At 60.5% G+C, this 21,102-nt stretch carries 18 protein-coding genes; 15 read left to right on the top strand and 3 right to left on the bottom strand.

Features of this window, described 5'->3' with window-relative positions:
- Positions 1-38 precede the first annotated feature (38 nt).
- On the bottom strand, positions 39-2,309 hold the full coding sequence (gene clpA, locus BM019_RS27975; protein WP_007929214.1) for an ATP-dependent Clp protease ATP-binding subunit ClpA: 2,271 nt from the start codon (positions 2,307-2,309) through the stop codon (positions 39-41).
- A 29-nt stretch (positions 2,310-2,338) separates the two neighbouring features.
- Complete coding sequence (gene clpS, locus BM019_RS27970; RefSeq protein WP_009044582.1) at positions 2,339-2,701, bottom strand: ATP-dependent Clp protease adapter ClpS; 363 nt, start codon at positions 2,699-2,701, stop codon at positions 2,339-2,341.
- A gap of 226 nt (positions 2,702-2,927) precedes the next feature.
- Here clpS and cspD point away from each other — a divergent pair, with 226 nt between their 5' ends.
- Positions 2,928-3,185: a cold shock domain-containing protein CspD gene (gene cspD, locus BM019_RS27965; protein ID WP_009044583.1), complete on the top strand. Its 258-nt coding sequence runs from the start codon at positions 2,928-2,930 to the stop codon at positions 3,183-3,185.
- Between the two features lie 90 nt (positions 3,186-3,275).
- On the opposite strand, the gene icd is transcribed toward cspD, so the two are convergent.
- On the bottom strand, positions 3,276-4,532 hold the full coding sequence (gene icd, locus BM019_RS27960; RefSeq protein ID WP_007929208.1) for an NADP-dependent isocitrate dehydrogenase: 1,257 nt from the start codon (positions 4,530-4,532) through the stop codon (positions 3,276-3,278).
- A gap of 505 nt (positions 4,533-5,037) precedes the next feature.
- On the opposite strand from icd, the gene BM019_RS27950 reads away from it, so the two are divergent.
- The 14 genes from BM019_RS27950 to nuoF all read left to right on the top strand — a co-directional run bounded on the left by BM019_RS27950 (position 5,038) and on the right by nuoF (position 21,097).
- Positions 5,038-7,263: an NADP-dependent isocitrate dehydrogenase gene (locus BM019_RS27950; RefSeq protein ID WP_092421954.1), complete on the top strand. Its 2,226-nt coding sequence runs from the start codon at positions 5,038-5,040 to the stop codon at positions 7,261-7,263.
- A gap of 210 nt (positions 7,264-7,473) precedes the next feature.
- Positions 7,474-7,920, top strand: a complete 447-nt coding sequence (locus tag BM019_RS27945) for an NUDIX hydrolase (RefSeq protein WP_092421951.1) — start codon at positions 7,474-7,476, stop codon at positions 7,918-7,920.
- A gap of 71 nt (positions 7,921-7,991) precedes the next feature.
- Positions 7,992-9,116, top strand: a complete 1,125-nt coding sequence (mnmA, locus tag BM019_RS27940; protein WP_092421948.1) for a tRNA 2-thiouridine(34) synthase MnmA — start codon at positions 7,992-7,994, stop codon at positions 9,114-9,116.
- Complete coding sequence (gene hflD, locus BM019_RS27935; RefSeq protein WP_007929193.1) at positions 9,113-9,736, top strand: high frequency lysogenization protein HflD; 624 nt, start codon at positions 9,113-9,115, stop codon at positions 9,734-9,736. The genes mnmA and hflD overlap by 4 nt, the downstream gene beginning before the upstream one ends.
- Positions 9,737-9,862: 126 nt before the next feature.
- On the top strand, positions 9,863-11,233 hold the full coding sequence (purB, locus tag BM019_RS27930; protein ID WP_007929192.1) for an adenylosuccinate lyase: 1,371 nt from the start codon (positions 9,863-9,865) through the stop codon (positions 11,231-11,233).
- An 82-nt stretch (positions 11,234-11,315) separates the two neighbouring features.
- The gene (locus BM019_RS27925; protein ID WP_092421945.1) at positions 11,316-12,482 is read left to right on the top strand and encodes a ribosomal protein uL16 3-hydroxylase; all 1,167 of its coding nucleotides are present in this window, start codon (positions 11,316-11,318) and stop codon (positions 12,480-12,482) included.
- The gene (locus BM019_RS27920) at positions 12,475-12,900 is read left to right on the top strand and encodes a GNAT family N-acetyltransferase (protein WP_007929190.1); all 426 of its coding nucleotides are present in this window, start codon (positions 12,475-12,477) and stop codon (positions 12,898-12,900) included. The genes BM019_RS27925 and BM019_RS27920 overlap by 8 nt, the downstream gene beginning before the upstream one ends.
- Before the next feature lie 196 nt (positions 12,901-13,096).
- Positions 13,097-13,852: a secretin N-terminal domain-containing protein gene (locus BM019_RS27915; RefSeq protein WP_092421942.1), complete on the top strand. Its 756-nt coding sequence runs from the start codon at positions 13,097-13,099 to the stop codon at positions 13,850-13,852.
- A gap of 512 nt (positions 13,853-14,364) precedes the next feature.
- Positions 14,365-15,690: an isocitrate lyase gene (gene aceA / locus BM019_RS27910; RefSeq protein WP_007929188.1), complete on the top strand. Its 1,326-nt coding sequence runs from the start codon at positions 14,365-14,367 to the stop codon at positions 15,688-15,690.
- 599 nt (positions 15,691-16,289) lie between these two features.
- Positions 16,290-16,703: an NADH-quinone oxidoreductase subunit A gene (locus BM019_RS27905; RefSeq protein WP_007929187.1), complete on the top strand. Its 414-nt coding sequence runs from the start codon at positions 16,290-16,292 to the stop codon at positions 16,701-16,703.
- 10 nt (positions 16,704-16,713) lie between these two features.
- A complete protein-coding gene (locus BM019_RS27900) occupies positions 16,714-17,388 on the top strand; it encodes a NuoB/complex I 20 kDa subunit family protein (RefSeq protein ID WP_007929186.1) in 675 nt (224 codons plus the stop codon).
- Between the two features lie 72 nt (positions 17,389-17,460).
- Entirely contained in the window at positions 17,461-19,242 is a 1,782-nt protein-coding gene (nuoC, locus tag BM019_RS27895; RefSeq protein ID WP_007929185.1) for an NADH-quinone oxidoreductase subunit C/D, read from the top strand.
- Positions 19,243-19,244: 2 nt separating this feature from the next.
- Positions 19,245-19,742: an NADH-quinone oxidoreductase subunit NuoE gene (gene nuoE, locus BM019_RS27890; protein WP_009044589.1), complete on the top strand. Its 498-nt coding sequence runs from the start codon at positions 19,245-19,247 to the stop codon at positions 19,740-19,742.
- Positions 19,739-21,097, top strand: a complete 1,359-nt coding sequence (gene nuoF, locus BM019_RS27885; RefSeq protein WP_009044590.1) for an NADH-quinone oxidoreductase subunit NuoF — start codon at positions 19,739-19,741, stop codon at positions 21,095-21,097. Before nuoE ends, nuoF begins: the two co-directional genes overlap by 4 nt.
- Positions 21,098-21,102 lie beyond the last annotated feature (5 nt).

The following is a 21,102-nucleotide window of genomic DNA, read 5'->3' as shown; positions in this document are numbered from 1 at the left end:
AAAAGGCGCCTTGCGGCGCCTTTTTTTATTGCGACCGGTCAGGCCATTTCTGCGGTGGTCTCGAACTCGAAGGTCAGCTCGCCATCCTTGATGTCGATGTGTACCACACCGCCATGTTCGGCCAGTTCGCCAAAGAGTATCTCCTCCGCCAGCGGACGCTTGATCTTGTCCTGGATCAGGCGCGCCATCGGGCGAGCGCCCATGGTCACATCGTAACCACCAGCCGCCAGCCAGCTGCGGGCCGCATCGGTGACTTCCAACTGAACGCGCTTGTCCTCCAGCTGCGCCTGCAGTTCGGTAAGGAACTTGTCCACCACGCTCTTGATAACCTCATGACTGAGGCGACCAAATTGGATAATGGTGTCCAGACGGTTACGGAATTCCGGCGTGAAGCTCTTCTTGATCACTTCCATGGCATCGGAAGAGTGATCCTGATGAGTGAACCCGATGGAAGCCCGCGCCGCGGTCTCGGCACCTGCGTTGGTGGTCATGATCACGATCACGTTGCGGAAATCCGCCTTGCGCCCGTTGTTATCGGTCAAGGTACCGTGGTCCATCACCTGCAGCAGCAGGTTGAAGACTTCCGGGTGGGCCTTTTCGATTTCATCGAGCAGCAATACGCAGTGAGGCTGCTTGGTAATCGCTTCGGTCAGCAAACCGCCCTGGTCGAAACCGACATAACCCGGAGGCGCACCGATCAGACGCGACACGGTGTGACGCTCCATGTACTCGGACATGTCGAAACGCACCAGTTCGATCCCCAGCGCCTTGGCCAACTGCCGCGCGGCCTCGGTCTTACCGACACCGGTAGGCCCGGCGAACAGGAACGAACCGACGGGCTTGTCTGGCGATTTCAGGCCGGCACGGGACAGCTTGATCGCGGTCGACAGCGAGTCGATCGCCGCATCCTGGCCGAACACCGTCAACTTCAGGTCACGCTCGAGGTTACGCAGCAGCTCCTTGTCGGAACTGGTGACGTGTTTCGGTGGAATCCGCGCGATTTTCGCCACGATATCCTCGACCTGAGCGACCTCTATGCGTTTTACGCGCTTGTCGACAGGCTGCAGACGCTGATAGGCGCCCGCCTCGTCGATCACGTCGATCGCCTTGTCGGGCATATGCCGGTCATTGATATAACGCGACGCCAGTTCGGCGGCGGCGCGCAATGCCTCATCGCTGTACTCGATGCTGTGGTGCAGCTCGAAACGCCCCTTGAGGCCGCGCAGAATACCGATGGTGTCCTCTACCGAAGGCTCGGACACATCGACCTTCTGGAAACGGCGAGCCAAGGCCCGGTCCTTCTCGAAAATCCCACGGAATTCCTGGAAGGTGGTCGAACCGATGCAACGGATGTCGCCCGAAGAAAGCAACGGCTTGAGCAGGTTCGAGGCATCCATCACCCCACCGGACGCCGCACCGGCGCCAATGATGGTGTGAATCTCGTCGATGAACAGGATCGCCTGCGGACGTTTCTTCAACTCGCCCAGCAACGCCTTGAAGCGCTTCTCGAAATCACCGCGGTATTTGGTACCCGCCAGCAACGCGCCGAGATCCAGGGAGTACACCACGCTACTGGCCAACAGGTCAGGCACCTGACTGTCGACGATGCGCTTGGCCAGACCTTCGGCGATGGCCGTTTTACCGACCCCAGCCTCGCCCACCAGCAGCGGGTTGTTCTTGCGCCGACGCGCAAGAATCTGCGCCACACGCTCGACTTCCTGCTCACGACCGACCAACGGGTCGATACGCCCCTGGCGCGCCAGCTCATTGAGATTGCTGGCATAAGCATCCAGCGGATTACCTGAAGAGGAAGACTCACCGCCTTCATCGTCCTGCATATCCTGCTCACCTTCGGAATGATCGCCATGCCCCGGCACCTTGGAGATGCCATGGGCGATGTAGTTGACGACATCGATGCGGGCAACGCTCTGCTGTTTCAGCAGGAACACCGCCTGACTCTCTTGCTCACTGAAGATCGCAACCAGCACATTGGCGCCGGTCACTTCGCGCTTGCCCGAGCTCTGCACATGGAAGACAGCACGTTGCAGCACACGCTGGAAGCCCAGGGTTGGCTGGGTTTCGCGATCCTCGTCGTGCACAGGAATCAGCGGCGTGGTGGAGTCGATGAACTCCTGCAGGTCGTGCTTGAGTTTGTCGAGGTTTGCTCCGCAGGCACGCAAAACGGTGGCGGCGGCCTCATTATCCAAAAGAGCCAACAAGAGGTGCTCGACGGTCATGAACTCATGACGCTTCGAACGAGCCTCTTTGAAGGCGAGATTGAGGGTGACTTCGAGCTCGCGGTTTAACATAGCTTCACCTCATACCCAAGTGGTCGGCGTTAACCGTCCTTCTCGATTTCACAGAGTAGCGGATGCTGGCTTTCCCTGGCGTACTGGTTGACCTGCATGGCCTTGGTCTCGGCGATGTCGCGGGTAAACAATCCACATACTGCCCGTCCTTCTGTATGAACGGCCAGCATTACCTTGGTCGCCAGCTCGCGATTCAGGTTAAAAAACACCTCGAGCACTTCGACGACGAAATCCATCGGTGTGTAGTCATCATTGAACAAAACCACCTTGTACATCGGCGGAGCCTGCAACGTCGGCTTAGCTTCCTGTACAGCCAAGCCAGCGGAATCGTCGTCTTGGAAATCCGGGCGATCCTGATTGAATGTTAGTCGAATCTGGCTGATTGCATGCATGGAAAGAAAGGTTCGTTAGTTGAGCAAATACAGTGGTGGGGGCGTTCCAGGGGGATTTCAACTCCGACCGCCGGGTCACCTTGACTATCGGCAAAACGGTGTTACAACCAATAGAGCCCACATTGGGTAATAAAGGTCCGTGCCGTCAATCCTATATTTTCGGATTCCGGTACGGATGAACTGGATGATACTCCAGTGATGGAGTCTGTTGCAGAGGGATATGAGCATGGCAAGCGGCAAGGTCAAGTGGTTCAACAACGCCAAGGGTTATGGCTTCATTAATGAGGAGGGTAAAAGCGACGACCTTTTCGCCCACTACTCGGCCATCGAGATGGAAGGCTACAAAACCTTGAAAGCCGGCCAGGCCGTGAGCTTTGAGATCACTCAAGGACCCAAGGGCCTGCACGCCGTGAAAATCCAATCCATCAAGACCCAGAACACCCCCGCCGCAGCCCCCTCCTACCAGGAAACGGCCCTGAGCTGAAAATCTTCAGCATCCAGTCATAAAAAACAGTCATAAAAAAACGGCCGGTTCAATTGATTGAACCGGCCGTTTCATTTGGAGCGTGTCAATTTACATGTGAGAGATCAGCGCATCGCCGAACGCCGAAGACGACAACAGCGTGGCGCCCTCCATCAGGCGCTCGAAGTCGTAGGTCACGGTCTTGGCACCAATGGCGCCGTTGGTGCCCTTGATGATCAGGTCGGCCGCTTCGGTCCAGCCCATGTGACGCAACATCATTTCCGCGGACAGGATCAGCGAACCCGGGTTCACCTGGTCCTTGCCCGCGTACTTCGGCGCCGTACCGTGGGTCGCCTCGAACATAGCCACGGTGTCGGACAGGTTGGCGCCCGGAGCGATGCCGATCCCGCCCACTTCAGCCGCCAGTGCGTCGGACAGGTAGTCACCGTTCAGGTTAAGGGTCGCGATCACGTCATATTCGGCCGGACGCAGCAGGATCTGCTGGAGCATCGCATCGGCGATGGCGTCCTTGACGATCACGTTCTTGCCGGTTTTCGGGTTCTTGAACTGCATCCACGGGCCGCCATCGAGCAGCGTCGCGCCAAATTCTTCCGCCGCCACTTCATAGGCCCACTCTTTGAAGGCACCTTCGGTGAACTTCATGATGTTGCCTTTATGCACGATGGTCAGCGAATCGCGGTCGTTGTCGACCACATATTGCAGCGCTTTGCGCGCCAGGCGCTTGGTGCCCTGCAGGGAAACCGGCTTGACGCCGATACCGCAGTTTTCGTCGAAACGGATCTTGGTGACGCCCATTTCTTCTTTGAGGAACTTGATGACCTTGGTGGCTTCGGCGGAGCCGGCCTTCCATTCGATACCGGCGTAAATGTCTTCCGAGTTCTCACGGAAAATGGTCATGTCGACATCGCCAGGCTTCTTCACCGGGCTCGGCACGCCTTCGAACCAGCGCACCGGACGCAGGCACACATACAGGTCAAGCTGCTGACGCAGGGCCACGTTCAGGGAACGGATACCGCCACCTACCGGAGTGGTCAGCGGGCCCTTGATGGAAACCACGTAATCCTTGACTGCGTCCAGGGTTTCCTGAGGGAGCCAGGTGTCCTGGTCGTACACTTGAGTTGCTTTCTCGCCGGCATAGACTTCCATCCAGGAGATTTTGCGCTCGCCGCCGTAGGCCTTCTTAACAGCAGCATCGACAACCTTGATCATGACCGGGCTGATATCAACGCCAATACCATCGCCTTCGATGAAAGGGATAATCGGGTTGTTAGGAACATTGAGAGAATGGTCTGCGTTGACGGTGATTTTGTCGCCGACTGCTGGAACCTGAATCTTCTTGTATCCCATGCTGAACTCCGTTGTGTGGATTGAACATCTGGCTGCGTTCGAGCGTACCCCAGTTGAATCTGGACGGGAACCTCATGTTCCGCTCATATGCCGTGAAGGCTGCGCAGTTCGTGGCCTACAAGCCTGAAAGCAAAGGGAAAAGCGCCAAACTTGAGCACTGCACAGGACTCTACGCCGCCACCCCGCCTGCGACCTTTAGACCAATGGACGAGATCGGTTGCATATGAACCGTCGGCGTTTTGCCAGCTACCTATGTATAATGCCGCCGCTGACCACAGAGTCACGACGGCTGAGCGCTCTGCTACTGGAAAAAAGGAGCCGAGACTTTCCGCCCAAAGCCGGGTTGTTACCGCAACCCACCCGCTTGACGCTCGACTGATGCACCCAACATCACCGCGAAGAAACCTCGACATTCGGTTCACGGATGACTTTGAACGAACGCGCTTACCCGGCGCCTCCTCGAGTTTCTGCGCACGCTTTAGCAAAGAAGAGAGTTAATCCGAATATGCCCACCCGCTCGAAGATCATCTATACCTTCACCGACGAAGCCCCCGCCCTCGCCACCTACTCGCTGCTCCCTATCGTCGAAGCCTTCACCGCTTCCGCTGATATTGCCGTGGAAACCCGCGACATCTCTCTCGCAGGGCGTATTCTTGCCAGCTTCCCGGAGCTGCTGGGCGACAAAGCCGTACCGGACCACCTGGCCGAGCTGGGCGACCTGGCCGTAACGCCTGAAGCCAACATCATCAAGCTGCCGAACATCAGTGCTTCGGCACCGCAGCTTCAGGCCGCGATCAAAGAGCTGCAAGCCAAGGGCTATGCCCTGCCGGACTACCCGGAAACCGTGACCAGCGACGCCGACAAAGACGCCAAGGCGCGCTACGACAAGGTCAAGGGCAGCGCCGTGAACCCGGTCCTGCGTGAAGGCAACTCCGACCGCCGCGCTCCGCTGTCGGTCAAGAACTACGCGCGCAAGCACCCGCACAAAATGGGCGCCTGGGCCAAAGACTCCAAGTCCCACGTTGCTCACATGAGCCAGGGCGATTTCTACGGCAGCGAAAAAGCCGCCCTGATCGACGCCCAGGACACCGTGAAGATCGAGCTGATCGCTCAAGACGGTAGCGCTACCGTCCTGAAGGAAAAAACCGCCGTACAAGCCGGCGAGATCCTCGATTGCGCAGTCATGAGCAAAAAGGCCCTGCGGGCTTTCGTTGCCGCCGAGATCGAAGACGCCAAGAAGCAAGGCGTACTGCTGTCGGTGCACCTGAAAGCCACCATGATGAAGGTTTCCGACCCGATCATGTTCGGCCAGATCGTTGCCGAGTTCTATCAGGACGCCCTGAGCAAGCACGCTGATGTGCTGAGCCAGATCGGCTTCAACCTGAACAACGGCATCGGCGACCTGTACGCCCGCATCAAGGCCCTGCCCGCGGAGCAGCAAGCGCAGATCGAAGCCGACATCCAGGCCGTCTACGCCGTGCGCCCTGCCCTGGCCATGGTCAACTCCGACAAAGGCATCACCAACCTGCACGTGCCGAGCGACGTGATCGTCGACGCCTCGATGCCAGCCATGATCCGTGACTCCGGCAAGATGTGGGGCACCGACGGCCAGTTGCACGACACCAAGGCACTGATCCCGGATCGCTGCTACGCCACCATCTACCAGGCCGTGATCGAAGACTGCAAGGCCAACGGCGCCTTCGACCCGACCACCATGGGCAGCGTGCCAAACGTTGGCCTGATGGCGAAGAAAGCCGAAGAGTACGGCTCCCACGACAAGACCTTCCAGATCAAGGCTGACGGCGTCGTTCGCGTCACCGACAGCAAGGGCAACCTGCTGCTGGAACAGGCCGTCGAAGCCGGCGACATCTTCCGCATGTGCCAGACCAAGGACGCGCCGATCCAGGATTGGGTCAAACTGGCCGTCAACCGCGCTCGCGCCAGCAGCACGCCAGCGATTTTCTGGCTGGACCCGATGCGCGCCCACGACGGCGTGATGATCGAGAAGGTCCAGGCTTACCTGAAGGATCACGACACCGCCGGCCTGGACATCCGCGTGATGTCGCCAGTCGATGCCATGAAGTTCACCCTGGCCCGCACCCGCGAAGGCAAGGACACCATCTCCGTCACCGGCAACGTGCTGCGCGACTACCTGACCGACCTGTTCCCGATCATGGAACTGGGCACCAGCGCCAAGATGCTGTCGATCGTGCCGCTGATGAACGGTGGCGGCCTGTTCGAAACCGGCGCCGGCGGTTCGGCTCCGAAGCACGTACAACAGCTGCTGGAAGAAAACTTCCTGCGCTGGGATTCCCTGGGTGAGTTCCTGGCCCTGGCCGCTTCCCTGGAGCACCTGGGCAACACTTACAACAACCCGAAAGCGCTGGTACTGGCCAAGACCCTCGACCAGGCAACCGGTCAGTTCCTGGACAACAACAAGTCACCATCGCGCAAGGTCGGCAACATCGACAACCGCGGCAGCCACTTCTACCTGGCGCTGTACTGGGCCCAGGCCCTGGCCGCCCAGACTGAAGATACCGCCCTGCAAGCGCAGTTCAGCGCCCTGGCCAAGACCCTGACCGAGAACGAAGCGACCATCGTCGCCGAACTCAACGGCGTTCAAGGCAAGCCAGTGGATATCGGCGGCTACTACAGCGCCAATCCTGAGCTGGTGAGCAAGGCCATGCGCCCAAGCGCCACCCTCAACACGGCTATCGCTGCGCTGGTTTAAGCAACACCGCTGTCATACAAACCCCGGCCAGGTGCCGGGGTTTGTGCTTTTTTGGACAACACCTTCCCTGTAGGAGCGAAGCTTGCTCGCGATGAAAGCAGCGCGTTTCGCCTGACTCACCGCAGCGCCCCTATCGCGAGCAAGCTTCGCTCCTACAGGACTGGCGTTCGCCTTATGATGACCACCCACTCAAGACGGAGCTTTATATATATGGAATGGCAACCCCACATCACCGTCGCCACCATTGTTGAGGATCAAGGGCGCTTCCTGTTCGTCGAGGAACTCCAGGGCGACCAGGCGGTGTTCAACCAGCCCGCCGGGCACCTGGACCCGGACGAAAGCCTGCTCCAGGCGGCCATTCGTGAAACCCTGGAAGAAACCGGCTGGGACATCGAGCTGACCGGCGTGGTCGGCATCTACCTGTACACCGCCCCCAGCAATGGCGTGACCTACCAACGCATCTGCTTTGCCGGCAAACCGCTCAGGCACCACCCTGACTATCAATTGGACGACGGCATCATCGGACCGCGCTGGCTGAGCCGCGACGAACTGCTGGCCTTGCGTCCGCAATGGCGCAGCGAGCTGATTATCCGCTGCGTCGACGACTATCTGGCCGGGCAACTGCACAGCCTCGAACTGATCCGTCCGTCGCTTTAACCGCAGTTTTAGCCTTGCAGGCCTCAGCCTGTTAGAATCGCGTCCTTTTTCAAGACACCCGTTGAATTCCTATGCGTGATCCAGCCCCTTCTGACACCCAAAAGAAGCGCGTCATCGTCGGCATGTCCGGCGGCGTGGACTCTTCCGTTTCCGCCCTCCTGCTGATGGAGCAGGGTTACCAGGTGGAAGGCCTGTTCATGAAGAACTGGGAGGAAGACGACGGAACCGAGTACTGCACCGCCATGGACGACCTCGCGGACGCCCAGGCCGTGTGCGACAAGATCGGTATCAAGCTGCACACCGCCAACTTCGCCGCCGAGTACTGGGACAATGTGTTCGAGCACTTCCTGGCCGAATACAAGGCCGGCCGCACGCCGAACCCGGACATCCTGTGCAACCGTGAAATCAAGTTCAAGGCGTTCCTCGACTACGCCATGATGCTCGGCGCCGACCTGATCGCCACCGGCCACTATGTGCGCCGCCGCGACATCGACGGGCGCACCGAACTGCTCAAGGGCCTGGATCCGAACAAGGATCAGAGCTACTTCCTGCACGCCGTTGGCGGCGAACAGATCGCCAAGACCCTGTTTCCGGTAGGCGAGCTGGAAAAACCCGAAGTCCGTGCGATCGCCGAGAAACACGACCTGGCCACCGCCAAGAAGAAGGACTCCACCGGTATCTGCTTTATCGGTGAACGGCGTTTCAGCGACTTTCTCAAGCAATACCTGCCGGCCCAGCCCGGCGAGATCAAAACCACCGAAGGCGAAGTGATCGGCCGCCACCACGGCCTGATGTACCACACCATCGGCCAGCGCCAGGGCCTGGGCATCGGTGGCCTCAAGGACGCCGGCGATGAGCCGTGGTACGTGTTGATCAAGGACCTGGAACACAACGAGCTGATCGTTGGCCAGGGCAACGATCACCCATGGCTGTTCTCCCGCGCCCTGCTCGCCTCCGACATCTATTGGGTCAACCCGATCGACCTGAACCAGCCGCGCCGCCTCACCGCGAAAGTGCGCTATCGCCAGAGCGACCAGCCTTGCACCCTGGAAAAGACCGCCAGCGGCTACCGCGCCACCTTCGATGACCCGCAACGCGCGGTCACCCCCGGCCAATCCGTAGTCTTCTATGACGGCGAAATCTGTCTGGGCGGCGGCGTGATCGAAGTCGCAGAGCCCTGGAGCAGCAAGGCATGAGCCCGACCCAGGAGCAACTGACGGCATTGGGCGGCGTGTTTCTCGCCGCCGTGCTGGTGGACAAGATCGCCAAGACCGGCCAGGTCACCGAAGCAGCCTTGAGCTGCATGCTTGGCAGCCTGCTGATCCGCGACCCGAAAGACACCCTGGAAGTCTACGGTGGCGACGACATCAACCTGCGGGAAGGTTATCGCGCCCTGATCGGCGCCCTGGAACGCGACCCCAGCACCCTGCAGCGCGAGCCATTGCGCTACGCCCTGTCGATGCTCGGCCTGGAGCGCCAGCTGGCCAAGCGCGACGACCTGCTGGAAATCATCGGCAAGCGCCTGCCGCAGATTCAGTCCCAGGTCGAACATTTCGGCCCGGCCCACGAAAACGTGGTTGCCGCTTGCGGCTCGCTGTACCAGGACACCCTGAGCACCTTGCGCCAGCGGATCCAGGTGCATGGCGACATGCGCAACCTGCAGCAGCCGAGCAATGCCTCGAAGATCCGCGCCCTGCTGCTGGCCGGCATCCGTTCGGCGCGGCTGTGGCGCCAGCTGGGCGGCCACCGCTGGCAGCTGGTGATCAGCCGCCGCAAACTGCTCAAAGAGCTTTATCCGCTGATGCGCAGCAGCTGAACTGCGCCCGCAAGACCTTTTGTAGTCAGTAACGCGTAAGACGCTGGTCAGTTGGCAACGGACCGGCGGATATTTTCATGTATGATACGCGCCCCATTTCGTTGCCCGACTGTCCGAGAACACCCCATGCAGCTCTCTTCGCTCACTGCGGTTTCCCCTGTTGACGGCCGCTACGCCGGCAAAACCCAGGCCCTGCGCCCCATTTTCAGCGAATACGGCCTGATCCGTGCTCGTGTCCTGGTCGAAGTGCGCTGGCTCCAGCGCCTGGCCGCCCATTCCGCCATCAGCGAAGTGCCGGCGTTCTCCGCCGAAGCCAACGCCGTGCTGAACACCCTGGCGGAAAACTTCTCTCTGGAGCACGCCGAGCGTGTCAAAGAGATCGAACGCACTACCAATCACGACGTCAAGGCCATCGAGTACCTGCTCAAGGAACAGGCCGCCAAGCTGCCTGAACTGGCCAACGTCAGCGAATTCATCCACTTCGCCTGCACCAGCGAGGACATCAACAACCTGTCCCACGCCCTGATGCTGCGCGAAGGCCGCGACGAAGTGATGCTGCCGCTGATGCGCCAGACCGCCGGGGCCATCCGCGAACTGGCCCTGCGCTTCGCCGACGTGCCGATGCTGTCGCGCACCCACGGCCAGCCGGCCTCGCCGACCACCCTGGGCAAGGAACTGGCGAACGTGGTGTACCGCCTGGAGCGCCAGATCGCTCAGGTCGCCGCCGTGCCACTGCTGGGCAAGATCAACGGCGCCGTGGGCAACTACAACGCGCACCTGTCGGCCTACCCGGAAATCGACTGGGAAGCCAACGCCCGAGCCTTCATCGAAGACGAGCTGGGCCTGAGCTTCAACCCGTACACCACACAGATCGAGCCGCACGACTACATCGCCGAGCTGTTCGACGCCATCGCCCGCTTCAACACCATCCTGATCGACTTCGATCGCGATATCTGGGGCTACATCTCCCTGGGCTACTTCAAGCAGCGCACCATCGCCGGCGAAATCGGTTCCTCGACCATGCCGCACAAGGTCAACCCGATCGACTTCGAAAACTCCGAAGGCAACCTGGGTATCGCCAACGCGCTGTTCCAGCACCTGGCGAGCAAACTGCCGATCTCCCGCTGGCAGCGCGACCTGACCGACTCCACCGTCCTGCGTAACCTGGGCGTCGGTTTCGCCCACAGCGTGATCGCTTACGAAGCCAGCCTCAAAGGCATCAGCAAGCTGGAACTCAACGCCCAGAAGATCGCCGAAGACCTGGACGCCTGCTGGGAAGTCCTGGCCGAGCCGATCCAGACCGTGATGCGCCGCTACAACATCGAAAACCCGTACGAAAAACTCAAGGAACTGACGCGCGGCAAGGGCATCAGCCCTGAAGCACTGCAGACCTTCATCGACGCGTTGGAAATGCCTGAAGCCGCCAAGGCCGAGCTGAAGAAGCTCACCCCGGCCAGCTACATCGGCAATGCCGCGGCGCAAGCCAAACGCATCTGATCGATGGCAAGACCTTTGACGCCCGGCAGCGCCGGGCGTTTTTATTCCCGTATGAAAAGTGCATTTTTTCAATAGGTTACACATGAATCCTGATATTCCTCTTCAACTTCTGGGCGGCATCAGCGCACGGGAATTCCTGCGTGACTACTGGCAGAAAAAGCCCCTGCTGATCCGTCAGGCCCTGCCCGACTTCGAAAGCCCGATCGACGCCGACGAACTGGCCGGCCTGGCGCTGGAAGAAGAGGTCGAATCGCGCCTGGTCATCGAGCATGGCGAACGCCCCTGGGAACTGCGCCGCGGCCCGTTCGCCGAAGACGAGTTCAGCAAACTGCCGGAGCGTGACTGGACCCTGCTGGTCCAGGCCGTCGACCAGTTCGTGCCGGAAGTCGCCGAACTGCTGGAGCATTTCCGTTTCCTGCCGAGCTGGCGCATCGACGATGTGATGATCAGCTTCGCCGCTCCCGGCGGTAACGTCGGTCCGCACTTCGATAACTACGACGTGTTCCTGCTGCAAGGCCACGGCAAGCGCAACTGGAAGATCGGCCAGATGTGCGACGCCGAAAGCCCGCTGCTGCAGCACGCGGACCTGCGCATCCTCGCCGAATTCGAAGAAACCGAAAGCTGGGTCCTGGAACCCGGCGACATGCTTTACCTGCCGCCGCGCCTGGCCCACTACGGCGTCGCGGTGAACGACTGCATGACCTACTCGGTGGGCTTCCGCGCCCCGAGCGCCGCCGAAGTGCTGACCCACTTCACCGACTTCCTCAGCCAGTACCTGCCGGATGAAGAGCGCTATACCGACGCCGACGTGCAACCTGTCAGCGATCCACACCAGATCCAGCACGACGCCCTCGATCGCCTCAAGGGCCTGCTGGCCGAGCACATGAGCGACGAACGCATGCTGCTGACCTGGTTCGGCCAGTTCATGACCGAGCCGCGCTACCCGGAACTGGTGGTCGGCCCCGAGCTGGAAGAAGAAGACCTGCTCGGCAGCCTCGAACAGGGCGCCATCCTGATCCGCAACCCGAGCGCGCGCCTGGCCTGGTCCGAAGTCGACGACGACCTGCTGCTGTTCGCCAGCGGCCAGAGCCGCTACCTGCCGGGCAAGCTGCGCGAACTGCTGAAGATGATTTGCGCCGCCGACGCGCTGCACCTCGACAACCTCAGCCCATGGCTGGCGGACGAGGATGGACGCAGCCTGCTGTGCGAACTGGTCAAGCAAGGAAGCCTGGGATTTGCCGATGAATAAGATTCGCGTACGTGTCGCAGACTGGCAAAAGGATAACGCCGAGATCCGGCGCATTCGTGAAGCGGTGTTCATCATCGAGCAATCCGTCCCCCCTGAGCTGGAGTGGGACGCCGACGACGACAGCGCGGTGCATTTCCTCGCGCTCGAAGGCGACTTTCCGATCGGCACCGCACGCCTGCTGCCCGATGGGCAGATCGGCCGGGTATCGGTGCTCAAGGACTGGCGCGGCCTGAAGGTCGGCGATGCGCTGATGCAAGCAGTGATCGGCGAAGCCGAGAAGCGCGGCCTCAAGCAGCTGATGCTCAGCGCCCAGGTCCAGGCTACCGCCTTCTATGAGCGCCTGGGTTTCAGCATCGTCAGCGAGGAATTCCTGGAAGCGGGCATTCCTCACGTCGACATGGTTCGCGGCAACGCCTGAGCAAGCCCCGCGCAGCAGCGAACCTGCTGACGATGTCCTGCCAGGCATCACAAAACGCCCCGGCCTCCCCGGATCCAGCAAGCTAAGCTGGCTCCTTGGAGGCCGGGGCGTTTTGCCATCGGCGATTCAACTTGCCCCACCGCAGGCCGACAAACTGTCAAACTCAAGGCTTCCACCCCTAGCGGAGATAACGGACATGTCCCTACGCACCCTGCTCACGACGCTGCTGTTGACTGCAAGCTTTTCAGTCACGGCCGCGACCGAGATCGTGCCCCTGAACAACCGCACCAGCGCCGACCTGCTGCCCGTCGCACAAAACTTCCTCGGCAAGGAAGGCCGGGTCAGCGCCTACGGCAACCAGCTGATCGTCAATGCGGAACCGGAGAAGATCGAGGAACTGCGCGCCTTCATCGCGCAACTGGATACCGCCGCCAAACGCCTGCTGATCACGGTCGACACCAACGAAAACAACACCCAGAACAACCAGGGTTATTCGCTCAACGGCACGCCACAAACCCGCATCATCAGCCGCAGCACCGTCAGCCGCGATGGCGGCATCCAGCAGATCCAGGCCAGCGAAGGCATACCGGCCCTGATCCAGGTCGGCCAGAGCGTGCCGCTGACCACCACCCAGACCGATCCTTACGGCCGTCTGCAGAACCAGACCCAGTATCGCAACGTCACCCAGGGTTTCTACGTCACGGCCAGCGTCACCGGCGAAACCGTCCACCTGAGCATCAGTACCAACCGTGACCGCATGAGCCAGGAACGTCCCGATGTAGTGAATGTGCAAAGTACCGACACAACTCTCAGCGGTCGTCTTGGCGAGTGGATCACCCTGGCCGGCGTCAATCGCCAGAACCAGGCCGACAAACAGGCTACAACCCGCAGCTACTCGACTCAGGGCCGGGATGACATGACCTTGCGAGTGAAAGTCGACGCCTTGGACTAAAGCACCGGAAACTGACTGATTAGTCGTATTAGACCAAAGATGTAGTGGTGAAAAAAAAGCACTACAAAACGTTTGACGAGGCAAAAAACCGAAGGCATGATGGCCTCGCTCCCGCTAATCAGGGGCCCTGGCAAGGGCCTTCGGATCGCCGCTCTAACCTACCCACCTGAGCCGATTCGTGTCTGTACCGCCCACAAGGTGTGTTTGACGAGATTGCGACTGGAACGAGGTTGTCCCGAGGGACGGAAGCTAACTAGGTAGATCGGCAACACACTGATGGTTCGTATGAAGGCCCACGACGCCCGAATGCGCCCGACAGCTGGCCCTCACCTGCTCACTTCCCCCTTGAGCCCATCGTTCAACCGTCGCCATCGCGCCATATCCGACTTGACCGCCTAAGCTTCTGGTCAGCGAGCAGCCAACTACGCACCCTTTGACCCTGCGTATCTGGCGAGTCGGAATTTTCCGCCCAAGAACGACTTTTCACACAAGACGCGACGAGGTTTATCTCCATGGCACTGACACGCGAACAGCAAATTGCAGCCCTTGAAAAAGACTGGGCTGAAAACCCGCGCTGGAAAGGCGTGACTCGCACTTATTCCGCTGCCGACGTTGTCCGTCTGCGTGGCTCGGTTCAACCTGAGCACACCCTGGCACGCATGGGCGCCGAGAAGCTCTGGAACCTGGTGACCCAGGGTGCCAAACCGTCCTTCCGTCCTGAGAAAGATTTCGTCAACTGCATGGGTGCCCTGACCGGCGGCCAGGCAGTGCAGCAAGTCAAAGCCGGCATCCAGGCGATCTACCTGTCGGGCTGGCAGGTTGCCGCGGACAACAACTCCGCCGAATCGATGTACCCGGACCAGTCGCTGTACCCAGTGGACTCCGTGCCAACCGTGGTCAAGCGCATCAACAACTCGTTCCGTCGCGCCGACCAGATCCAGTGGAAATCCGGCAAGAACCCGGGCGACGAAGGCTACATCGACTACTTCGCACCGATCGTGGCTGACGCCGAAGCCGGTTTCGGCGGCGTGCTGAACGCCTACGAGCTGATGAAGAGCATGATCGAAGCAGGCGCCGCTGGCGTTCACTTCGAAGACCAGCTGGCTTCCGTGAAGAAATGCGGCCACATGGGCGGCAAGGTACTGGTTCCGACCCAGGAAGCCGTGCAGAAGCTGACCGCTGCCCGCCTGGCGGCCGACGTTGCCGGCGTACCGACCATCATCCTGGCCCGTACCGACGCTAACGCCGCCGACCTGCTGACCTCCGACTGCGACCCGTACGACCAGCCGTTCGTGACCGGCACCCGCACCCAGGAAGGCTTCTATAAAGTGCGCGCCGGCCTCGACCAGGCCATCGCTCGCGGCCTGGCCTATGCGCCGTACGCCGACCTGATCTGGTGTGAAACCGCCAAGCCAGACCTGGACGAAGCCCGTCGCTTCGCCGAAGCGATCAAGAAGGAATACCCGGACCAGATCCTGTCGTACAACTGCTCGCCTTCCTTCAACTGGAAGAAGAACCTGGACGACGCGACCATCGCCAAGTTCCAGCGCGAACTGTCCGCCATGGGCTACAAGCACCAGTTCATCACCCTGGCCGGCATTCACAACATGTGGCACAGCATGTTCAACCTGGCGCACGACTACGCCCGCAACGACATGACCGCCTACGTGAAGCTGCAGGAGCAGGAATTCGCTGATGCCGCCAAGGGCTACACCTTCGTGGCTCACCAGCAGGAAGTGGGTACCGGCTACTTCGACGACATGACCACCGTGATCCAGGGCGGCTCGTCTTCGGTAACCGCACTGACCGGCTCCACCGAAGAAGAACAGTTCCACTGATTCGACTTCGCGCTGAAAAACGGCCATTGCAGACCCGGTAAAAGCTAACTGCAGTGCCGCATATCTGACGCCCCGACTGGTTCGGGGCGTTTTTTTGCCTGCGGCTTTTGCAGGCATCACCGGCAACCCCCAAGCTGCGACAGCAACGAGCCTGCTCGCGACGACGTCGACCCGGACACCCTGCCAATCAGGCAAAACATTGATCCAGAGCGGTATGCGTGGAGGAAAAAGCGGGTAAAAGGGGCTCGCTCGCAACTTGCAGTAACGAGCATATAAAAGACAACTTAGCGGCTCTTCATGGGAACCATTGTTTAAAAGCAGCGCTAAATAATATTGATTATCATTTATAGGTAGTAATGTTCGTTACAGCGAGGACAAAACATAATTAACAAAACACCCGCTAATGCCCACAGGCCGTGGCTTACGGGGCTTGCAAGGGGAGCTATGTCCTTATTCCGCTAAATAATTTCGCCATGAAAATTTACTTGCCCGGTGTTTAGCCATAAAATCACGGCGATTGATTGCACTGCGACATATCGTCACTGCTTTATTTCTTTATCAAGCTCAGAGACCTTTGCTCTCTGTTAAGGATTACCAGCATGCCCGAAGCGACAGGACTCATGGCCCACAACTGGGGCTTTGCCATTTTCCTTCTGGGTGTAGGCGGCCTCTGCGCCTTCATGCTCGGCGTCTCCAGCCTCCTCGGGTCAAAAGCCTGGGGCCGCAGCAAAAACGAACCGTTCGAGTCCGGCATGCTACCTACCGGTGGCGCCCGCTTGCGGCTCTCAGCCAAATTCTATCTGGTCGCGATGCTCTTCGTGATCTTCGATATCGAAGCCCTCTTTCTCTTTGCCTGGTCTGTGTCCGTCCGCGAAAGCGGCTGGACCGGATTCGTCGAAGCTCTCGTTTTCATAGCAATTCTGTTGGCAGGTCTTGTCTACCTTTGGCGGGTGGGGGCTCTTGATTGGGCTCCGGAAGGTCGCCGTAAGCGGCAGGCGAAGCTAAAACAATGAGGCTTTGGCGATGCAATACAATCTCACCAGGATCGACCCCGATGCTCCTAACGAGCAGTATCCGATCGGCGAACGGGAAACCGTTTCCGATCCGTTAGAAGATCAAGTCCACAAAAACATCTTCATGGGCAAGCTGGAAGACGTGCTGAGCGGCGCGGTCAACTGGGGGCGTAAGAACTCCCTGTGGCCGTACAACTTCGGCCTGTCCTGCTGCTACGTGGAAATGACCACCGCCTTCACGGCGCCCCACGACATCGCGCGCTTCGGCGCCGAAGTTATCCGGGCATCACCGCGCCAGGCGGATTTCATGGTTATTGCCGGAACCTGCTTCATCAAGATGGCGCCGATCATTCAGCGTCTCTACGAGCAAATGCTCGAGCCGAAGTGGGTCATCTCCATGGGTTCGTGCGCCAACTCCGGTGGCATGTACGACATCTATTCCGTCGTTCAAGGGGTGGACAAGTTCCTGCCCGTGGACGTCTACGTGCCTGGCTGCCCGCCCCGCCCTGAAGCTTTTCTGCAAGGCCTGATGCTCTTGCAGGAGTCGATTGGCCAGGAGCGTCGCCCACTTTCCTGGGTCGTCGGTGACCAAGGCGTATATCGCGCCGAAATGCCGTCGCAAAAGGAACAGCGCCGCGAACAGCGTATTCAGGTAACCAACCTGCGCAGCCCCGACGAAGTCTGATTCCAGAACGCTTCTTACAAAGAACGAAAAACTGGCTTCATTCTTTACGTTGACCGAAAGCGATAAAAAACCATGACTACAGGCAGTGCTCTGTACATCCCGCCTTATAAGGCAGACGACCAGGATGTGGTCGTCGAACTCAATAACCGTTTCGGCCCTGAGGCGTTCACCGCCCAGGCCACCCGCACCGGCATGCCGGTGCTGTGGGTTACTCGTGCCAAACTCGTCGAAGTCCTGACCTTCCTGCGCAACCTGCCCAAGCCGTACGTCATGCTCTATGACCTGCATGGCGTGGACGAGCGTCTGCGCACCAAGCGTCAAGGGCTGCCAGGCGCCGACTTCAGCGTGTTCTACCACCTGCTGTCGATCGAACGTAATAGTGACGTAATGATCAAGGTCGCCTTGTCCGAGAGCGACCTCAGCTTGCCGACCGTGACCGGTATCTGGCCGAACGCCAACTGGTACGAGCGTGAAGTCTGGGACATGTTCGGCATCGACTTCGCCGGCCACCCTCACCTGTCGCGCATCATGATGCCGCCGACCTGGGAAGGTCACCCGCTGCGCAAGGACTTCCCGGCGCGCGCCACCGAGTTCGATCCGTTCAGCCTGACCCTGGCCAAGCAACAACTGGAAGAAGAAGCCGCGCGCTTCAAGCCGGAAGACTGGGGCATGAAGCGTTCCGGCGCCAACGAGGACTACATGTTCCTCAACCTGGGCCCGAACCACCCTTCGGCCCACGGCGCCTTCCGCATCATCCTTCAGCTGGACGGCGAAGAGATCGTCGACTGCGTACCGGACATCGGCTACCACCACCGTGGCGCCGAGAAGATGGCCGAGCGTCAGTCCTGGCACAGCTTCATCCCGTACACCGACCGCATCGACTACCTCGGCGGCGTGATGAACAACCTGCCGTACGTGCTCTCGGTCGAGAAACTGGCCGGGATCAAGGTGCCGGAGAAGGTCGACGTCATCCGCATCATGATGGCCGAGTTCTTCCGGATCACCAGCCACCTGCTGTTCCTGGGCACCTACATCCAGGACGTCGGTGCCATGACCCCGGTGTTCTTCACCTTCACCGACCGTCAGCGCGCCTACACCGTGATCGAAGCCATCACCGGTTTCCGCCTGCACCCGGCCTGGTACCGCATCGGCGGCGTCGCCCACGACCTGCCACGCGGCTGGGAAAAACTGGTGAAAGACTTCGTCGACTGGCTGCCCAAGCGCCTCGACGAATACACCAAGGCCGCCCTGCAGAACAGCATCCTCAAGGGTCGTACCATCGGCGTCGCCGCCTACAACACCAAGGAAGCCCTGGAATGGGGCGTCACCGGTGCCGGCCTGCGTTCCACCGGTTGCGATTTCGACCTGCGTAAAGCGCGCCCCTACTCCGGCTACGAGAACTTCGAGTTCGAAGTACCGCTGGCGGCCAACGGCGATGCCTACGACCGTTGCATGGTCCGCGTCGAAGAGATGCGCCAGAGCATCAAGATCATCGACCAGTGCCTGCGCAACATGCCGGAAGGCCCGTACAAGGCGGACCACCCGCTGACCACGCCGCCGCCGAAAGAGCGCACGCTGCAGCACATCGAGACCCTGATCACGCACTTCCTGCAGGTTTCGTGGGGCCCGGTCATGCCGGCCAACGAGTCCTTCCAGATGATCGAAGCGACCAAGGGCATCAACAGTTATTACCTGACGAGCGATGGCGGCACCATGAGCTACCGCACCCGGATCCGCACCCCGAGCTTCGCCCACCTGCAGCAGATCCCTTCGGTGATCCGCGGCAGCATGGTCGCGGACTTGATCGCGTACCTGGGTAGTATCGACTTCGTTATGGCCGACGTGGACCGCTAAGCATGAACAGCCCGCTTATCCAGACAGACCGTTTCGCCCTCAGCGAAACCGAGCGCTCGGCCATCGAGCACGAGCTGCATCACTACGAAGACCCGCGCGCGGCGTCTATCGAAGCCCTGAAGATCGTCCAGAAGGAACGTGGCTGGGTGCCTGATGGCGCGCTCTACGCCATCGGCGAGATCCTCGGCATCCCGGCCAGCGACGTAGAAGGCGTGGCGACGTTCTACAGCCAGATCTTCCGCCAGCCGGTCGGCCGTCACATCATCCGTGTCTGCGACAGCATGGTCTGCTACATCGGCGGCCACGAGTCCGTGGTCAGCCAGATCCAGAGCGAGCTGGGCATCGGCCTCGGCCAGACCACCGCCGACGGCCGCTTCACCCTGCTGCCGGTATGCTGCCTGGGCAACTGCGACAAGGCTCCGGCGCTGATGATCGACGACGACACTTTCGGCGACGTGCAGCCTGCTGGCGTGGCCAAACTGTTGGAGGGCTACGTATGACCCTGACATCCTTCGGCCCTGCCAACCGCATCCAGCGCAGCCCGGAAACTCATCCGCTGACCTGGCGCCTGCGCGACGACGGCGAGCCGGTATGGCTCGACGAGTACCAGGCCAAGAACGGCTACGCCGCGGCGCGCAAGGCCTTCGCCGACCTGTCCCAGGACGACATCGTCCAGACCGTCAAGGACGCCGGCCTCAAGGGTCGCGGCGGCGCGGGCTTCCCCACTGGCGTGAAGTGGGGCCTGATGCCCAAAGACGAATCCATGAACATCCGCTACCTGCTGTGCAACGCGGATGAAATGGAGCCCAACACCTGGAAAGACCGCATGCTGATGGAGCAACTGCCCCATCTGCTGATCGAAGGCATGCTGATCAGCGCCCGCGCGCTGAAAACCTACCGCGGCTACATCTTCCTGCGAGGCGAGTACACCACCGCCGCCAAGCACCTCAACCGTGCCGTGGAAGAAGCCAAGGCCGCGGGCCTGCTGGGCAAGAACATCCTGGGCTCGGGTTTCGACTTCGAGCTGTTCGTCCACACCGGCGCCGGGCGTTACATCTGCGGTGAAGAAACCGCGCTGATCAATTCCCTCGAAGGTCGCCGCGCCAACCCGCGCTCCAAGCCGCCCTTCCCTGCCGCCGTCGGCGTGTGGGGCAAGCCGACCTGCGTGAACAACGTCGAGACCCTGTGCAACGTGCCGGCGATCATCGGCGACGGCGTGGAGTGGTACAAATCCCTCGCTCGCGAAGGCAGTGAAGACCACGGCACCAAGCTGATGGGCTTCTCCGGCAAAGTGAAGAACCCTGGCCTGTGGGAACTGCCGTTCGGCGTGACCGCGCGCGAGCTGTTCGAAGACTACGCCGGCGGCATGCGCGATGGCTTCAAGCTCAAGTGCTGGCAGCCCGGCGGCGCCGGTACCGGTTTCCTGTTGCCTGAACACCTGGATGCGCAGATGTACGCCGGCGGCATCGCCAAGGTAGGCACCCGCATGGGTACCGGCCTGGCCATGGCGGTCGACGACAGCATCAACATGGTCTCGCTGCTGCGCAACATGGAAGAGTTCTTTGCCCGCGAATCCTGCGGCTTCTGCACCCCTTGCCGCGATGGCCTGCCGTGGAGCGTCAAGCTGCTGCGCGCCCTCGAGAAAGGCGAAGGGCAAGCCGGCGATATCGAGACCCTGCTGGGTCTGGTCGGTTTCCTCGGCCCAGGCAAGACCTTCTGTGCTCACGCACCGGGCGCCGTGGAGCCATTGGGCAGTGCCATCAAGTATTTCCGTCCAGAGTTCGAGGCCGGCATCGCAGCCACCAGTGCTGCCGCCGTCCCGCCCCTGGCCCGGCCGATCGTAGTCGGCGCGTAAACGTA

Origin of the sequence: Pseudomonas sp. NFPP07 (genome assembly GCF_900115645.1) — a bacterium.
Lineage (GTDB): Bacteria > Pseudomonadota > Gammaproteobacteria > Pseudomonadales > Pseudomonadaceae > Aquipseudomonas > Aquipseudomonas chlororaphis.
The sequence above is the reverse complement of the archived record's forward strand: the minus strand, read 5'-3'. Positions and strand labels throughout refer to the sequence as shown.

Coding starts and splice junctions, on each gene's coding strand:
- clpA (WP_007929214.1), bottom strand. CDS start 2,309: ATGTTAAACCGCGAGCTCGAAGTCACCCTCAATCTCGCCTTCAAAGAG.
- clpS (WP_009044582.1), bottom strand. CDS start 2,701: ATGCATGCAATCAGCCAGATTCGACTAACATTCAATCAGGATCGCCCG.
- cspD (WP_009044583.1), top strand. CDS start 2,928: ATGGCAAGCGGCAAGGTCAAGTGGTTCAACAACGCCAAGGGTTATGGC.
- icd (WP_007929208.1), bottom strand. CDS start 4,532: ATGGGATACAAGAAGATTCAGGTTCCAGCAGTCGGCGACAAAATCACC.
- BM019_RS27950 (WP_092421954.1), top strand. CDS start 5,038: ATGCCCACCCGCTCGAAGATCATCTATACCTTCACCGACGAAGCCCCC.
- BM019_RS27945 (WP_092421951.1), top strand. CDS start 7,474: ATGGAATGGCAACCCCACATCACCGTCGCCACCATTGTTGAGGATCAA.
- mnmA (WP_092421948.1), top strand. CDS start 7,992: ATGCGTGATCCAGCCCCTTCTGACACCCAAAAGAAGCGCGTCATCGTC.
- hflD (WP_007929193.1), top strand. CDS start 9,113: ATGAGCCCGACCCAGGAGCAACTGACGGCATTGGGCGGCGTGTTTCTC.
- purB (WP_007929192.1), top strand. CDS start 9,863: ATGCAGCTCTCTTCGCTCACTGCGGTTTCCCCTGTTGACGGCCGCTAC.
- BM019_RS27925 (WP_092421945.1), top strand. CDS start 11,316: ATGAATCCTGATATTCCTCTTCAACTTCTGGGCGGCATCAGCGCACGG.
- BM019_RS27920 (WP_007929190.1), top strand. CDS start 12,475: ATGAATAAGATTCGCGTACGTGTCGCAGACTGGCAAAAGGATAACGCC.
- BM019_RS27915 (WP_092421942.1), top strand. CDS start 13,097: ATGTCCCTACGCACCCTGCTCACGACGCTGCTGTTGACTGCAAGCTTT.
- aceA (WP_007929188.1), top strand. CDS start 14,365: ATGGCACTGACACGCGAACAGCAAATTGCAGCCCTTGAAAAAGACTGG.
- BM019_RS27905 (WP_007929187.1), top strand. CDS start 16,290: ATGCCCGAAGCGACAGGACTCATGGCCCACAACTGGGGCTTTGCCATT.
- BM019_RS27900 (WP_007929186.1), top strand. CDS start 16,714: ATGCAATACAATCTCACCAGGATCGACCCCGATGCTCCTAACGAGCAG.
- nuoC (WP_007929185.1), top strand. CDS start 17,461: ATGACTACAGGCAGTGCTCTGTACATCCCGCCTTATAAGGCAGACGAC.
- nuoE (WP_009044589.1), top strand. CDS start 19,245: ATGAACAGCCCGCTTATCCAGACAGACCGTTTCGCCCTCAGCGAAACC.
- nuoF (WP_009044590.1), top strand. CDS start 19,739: ATGACCCTGACATCCTTCGGCCCTGCCAACCGCATCCAGCGCAGCCCG.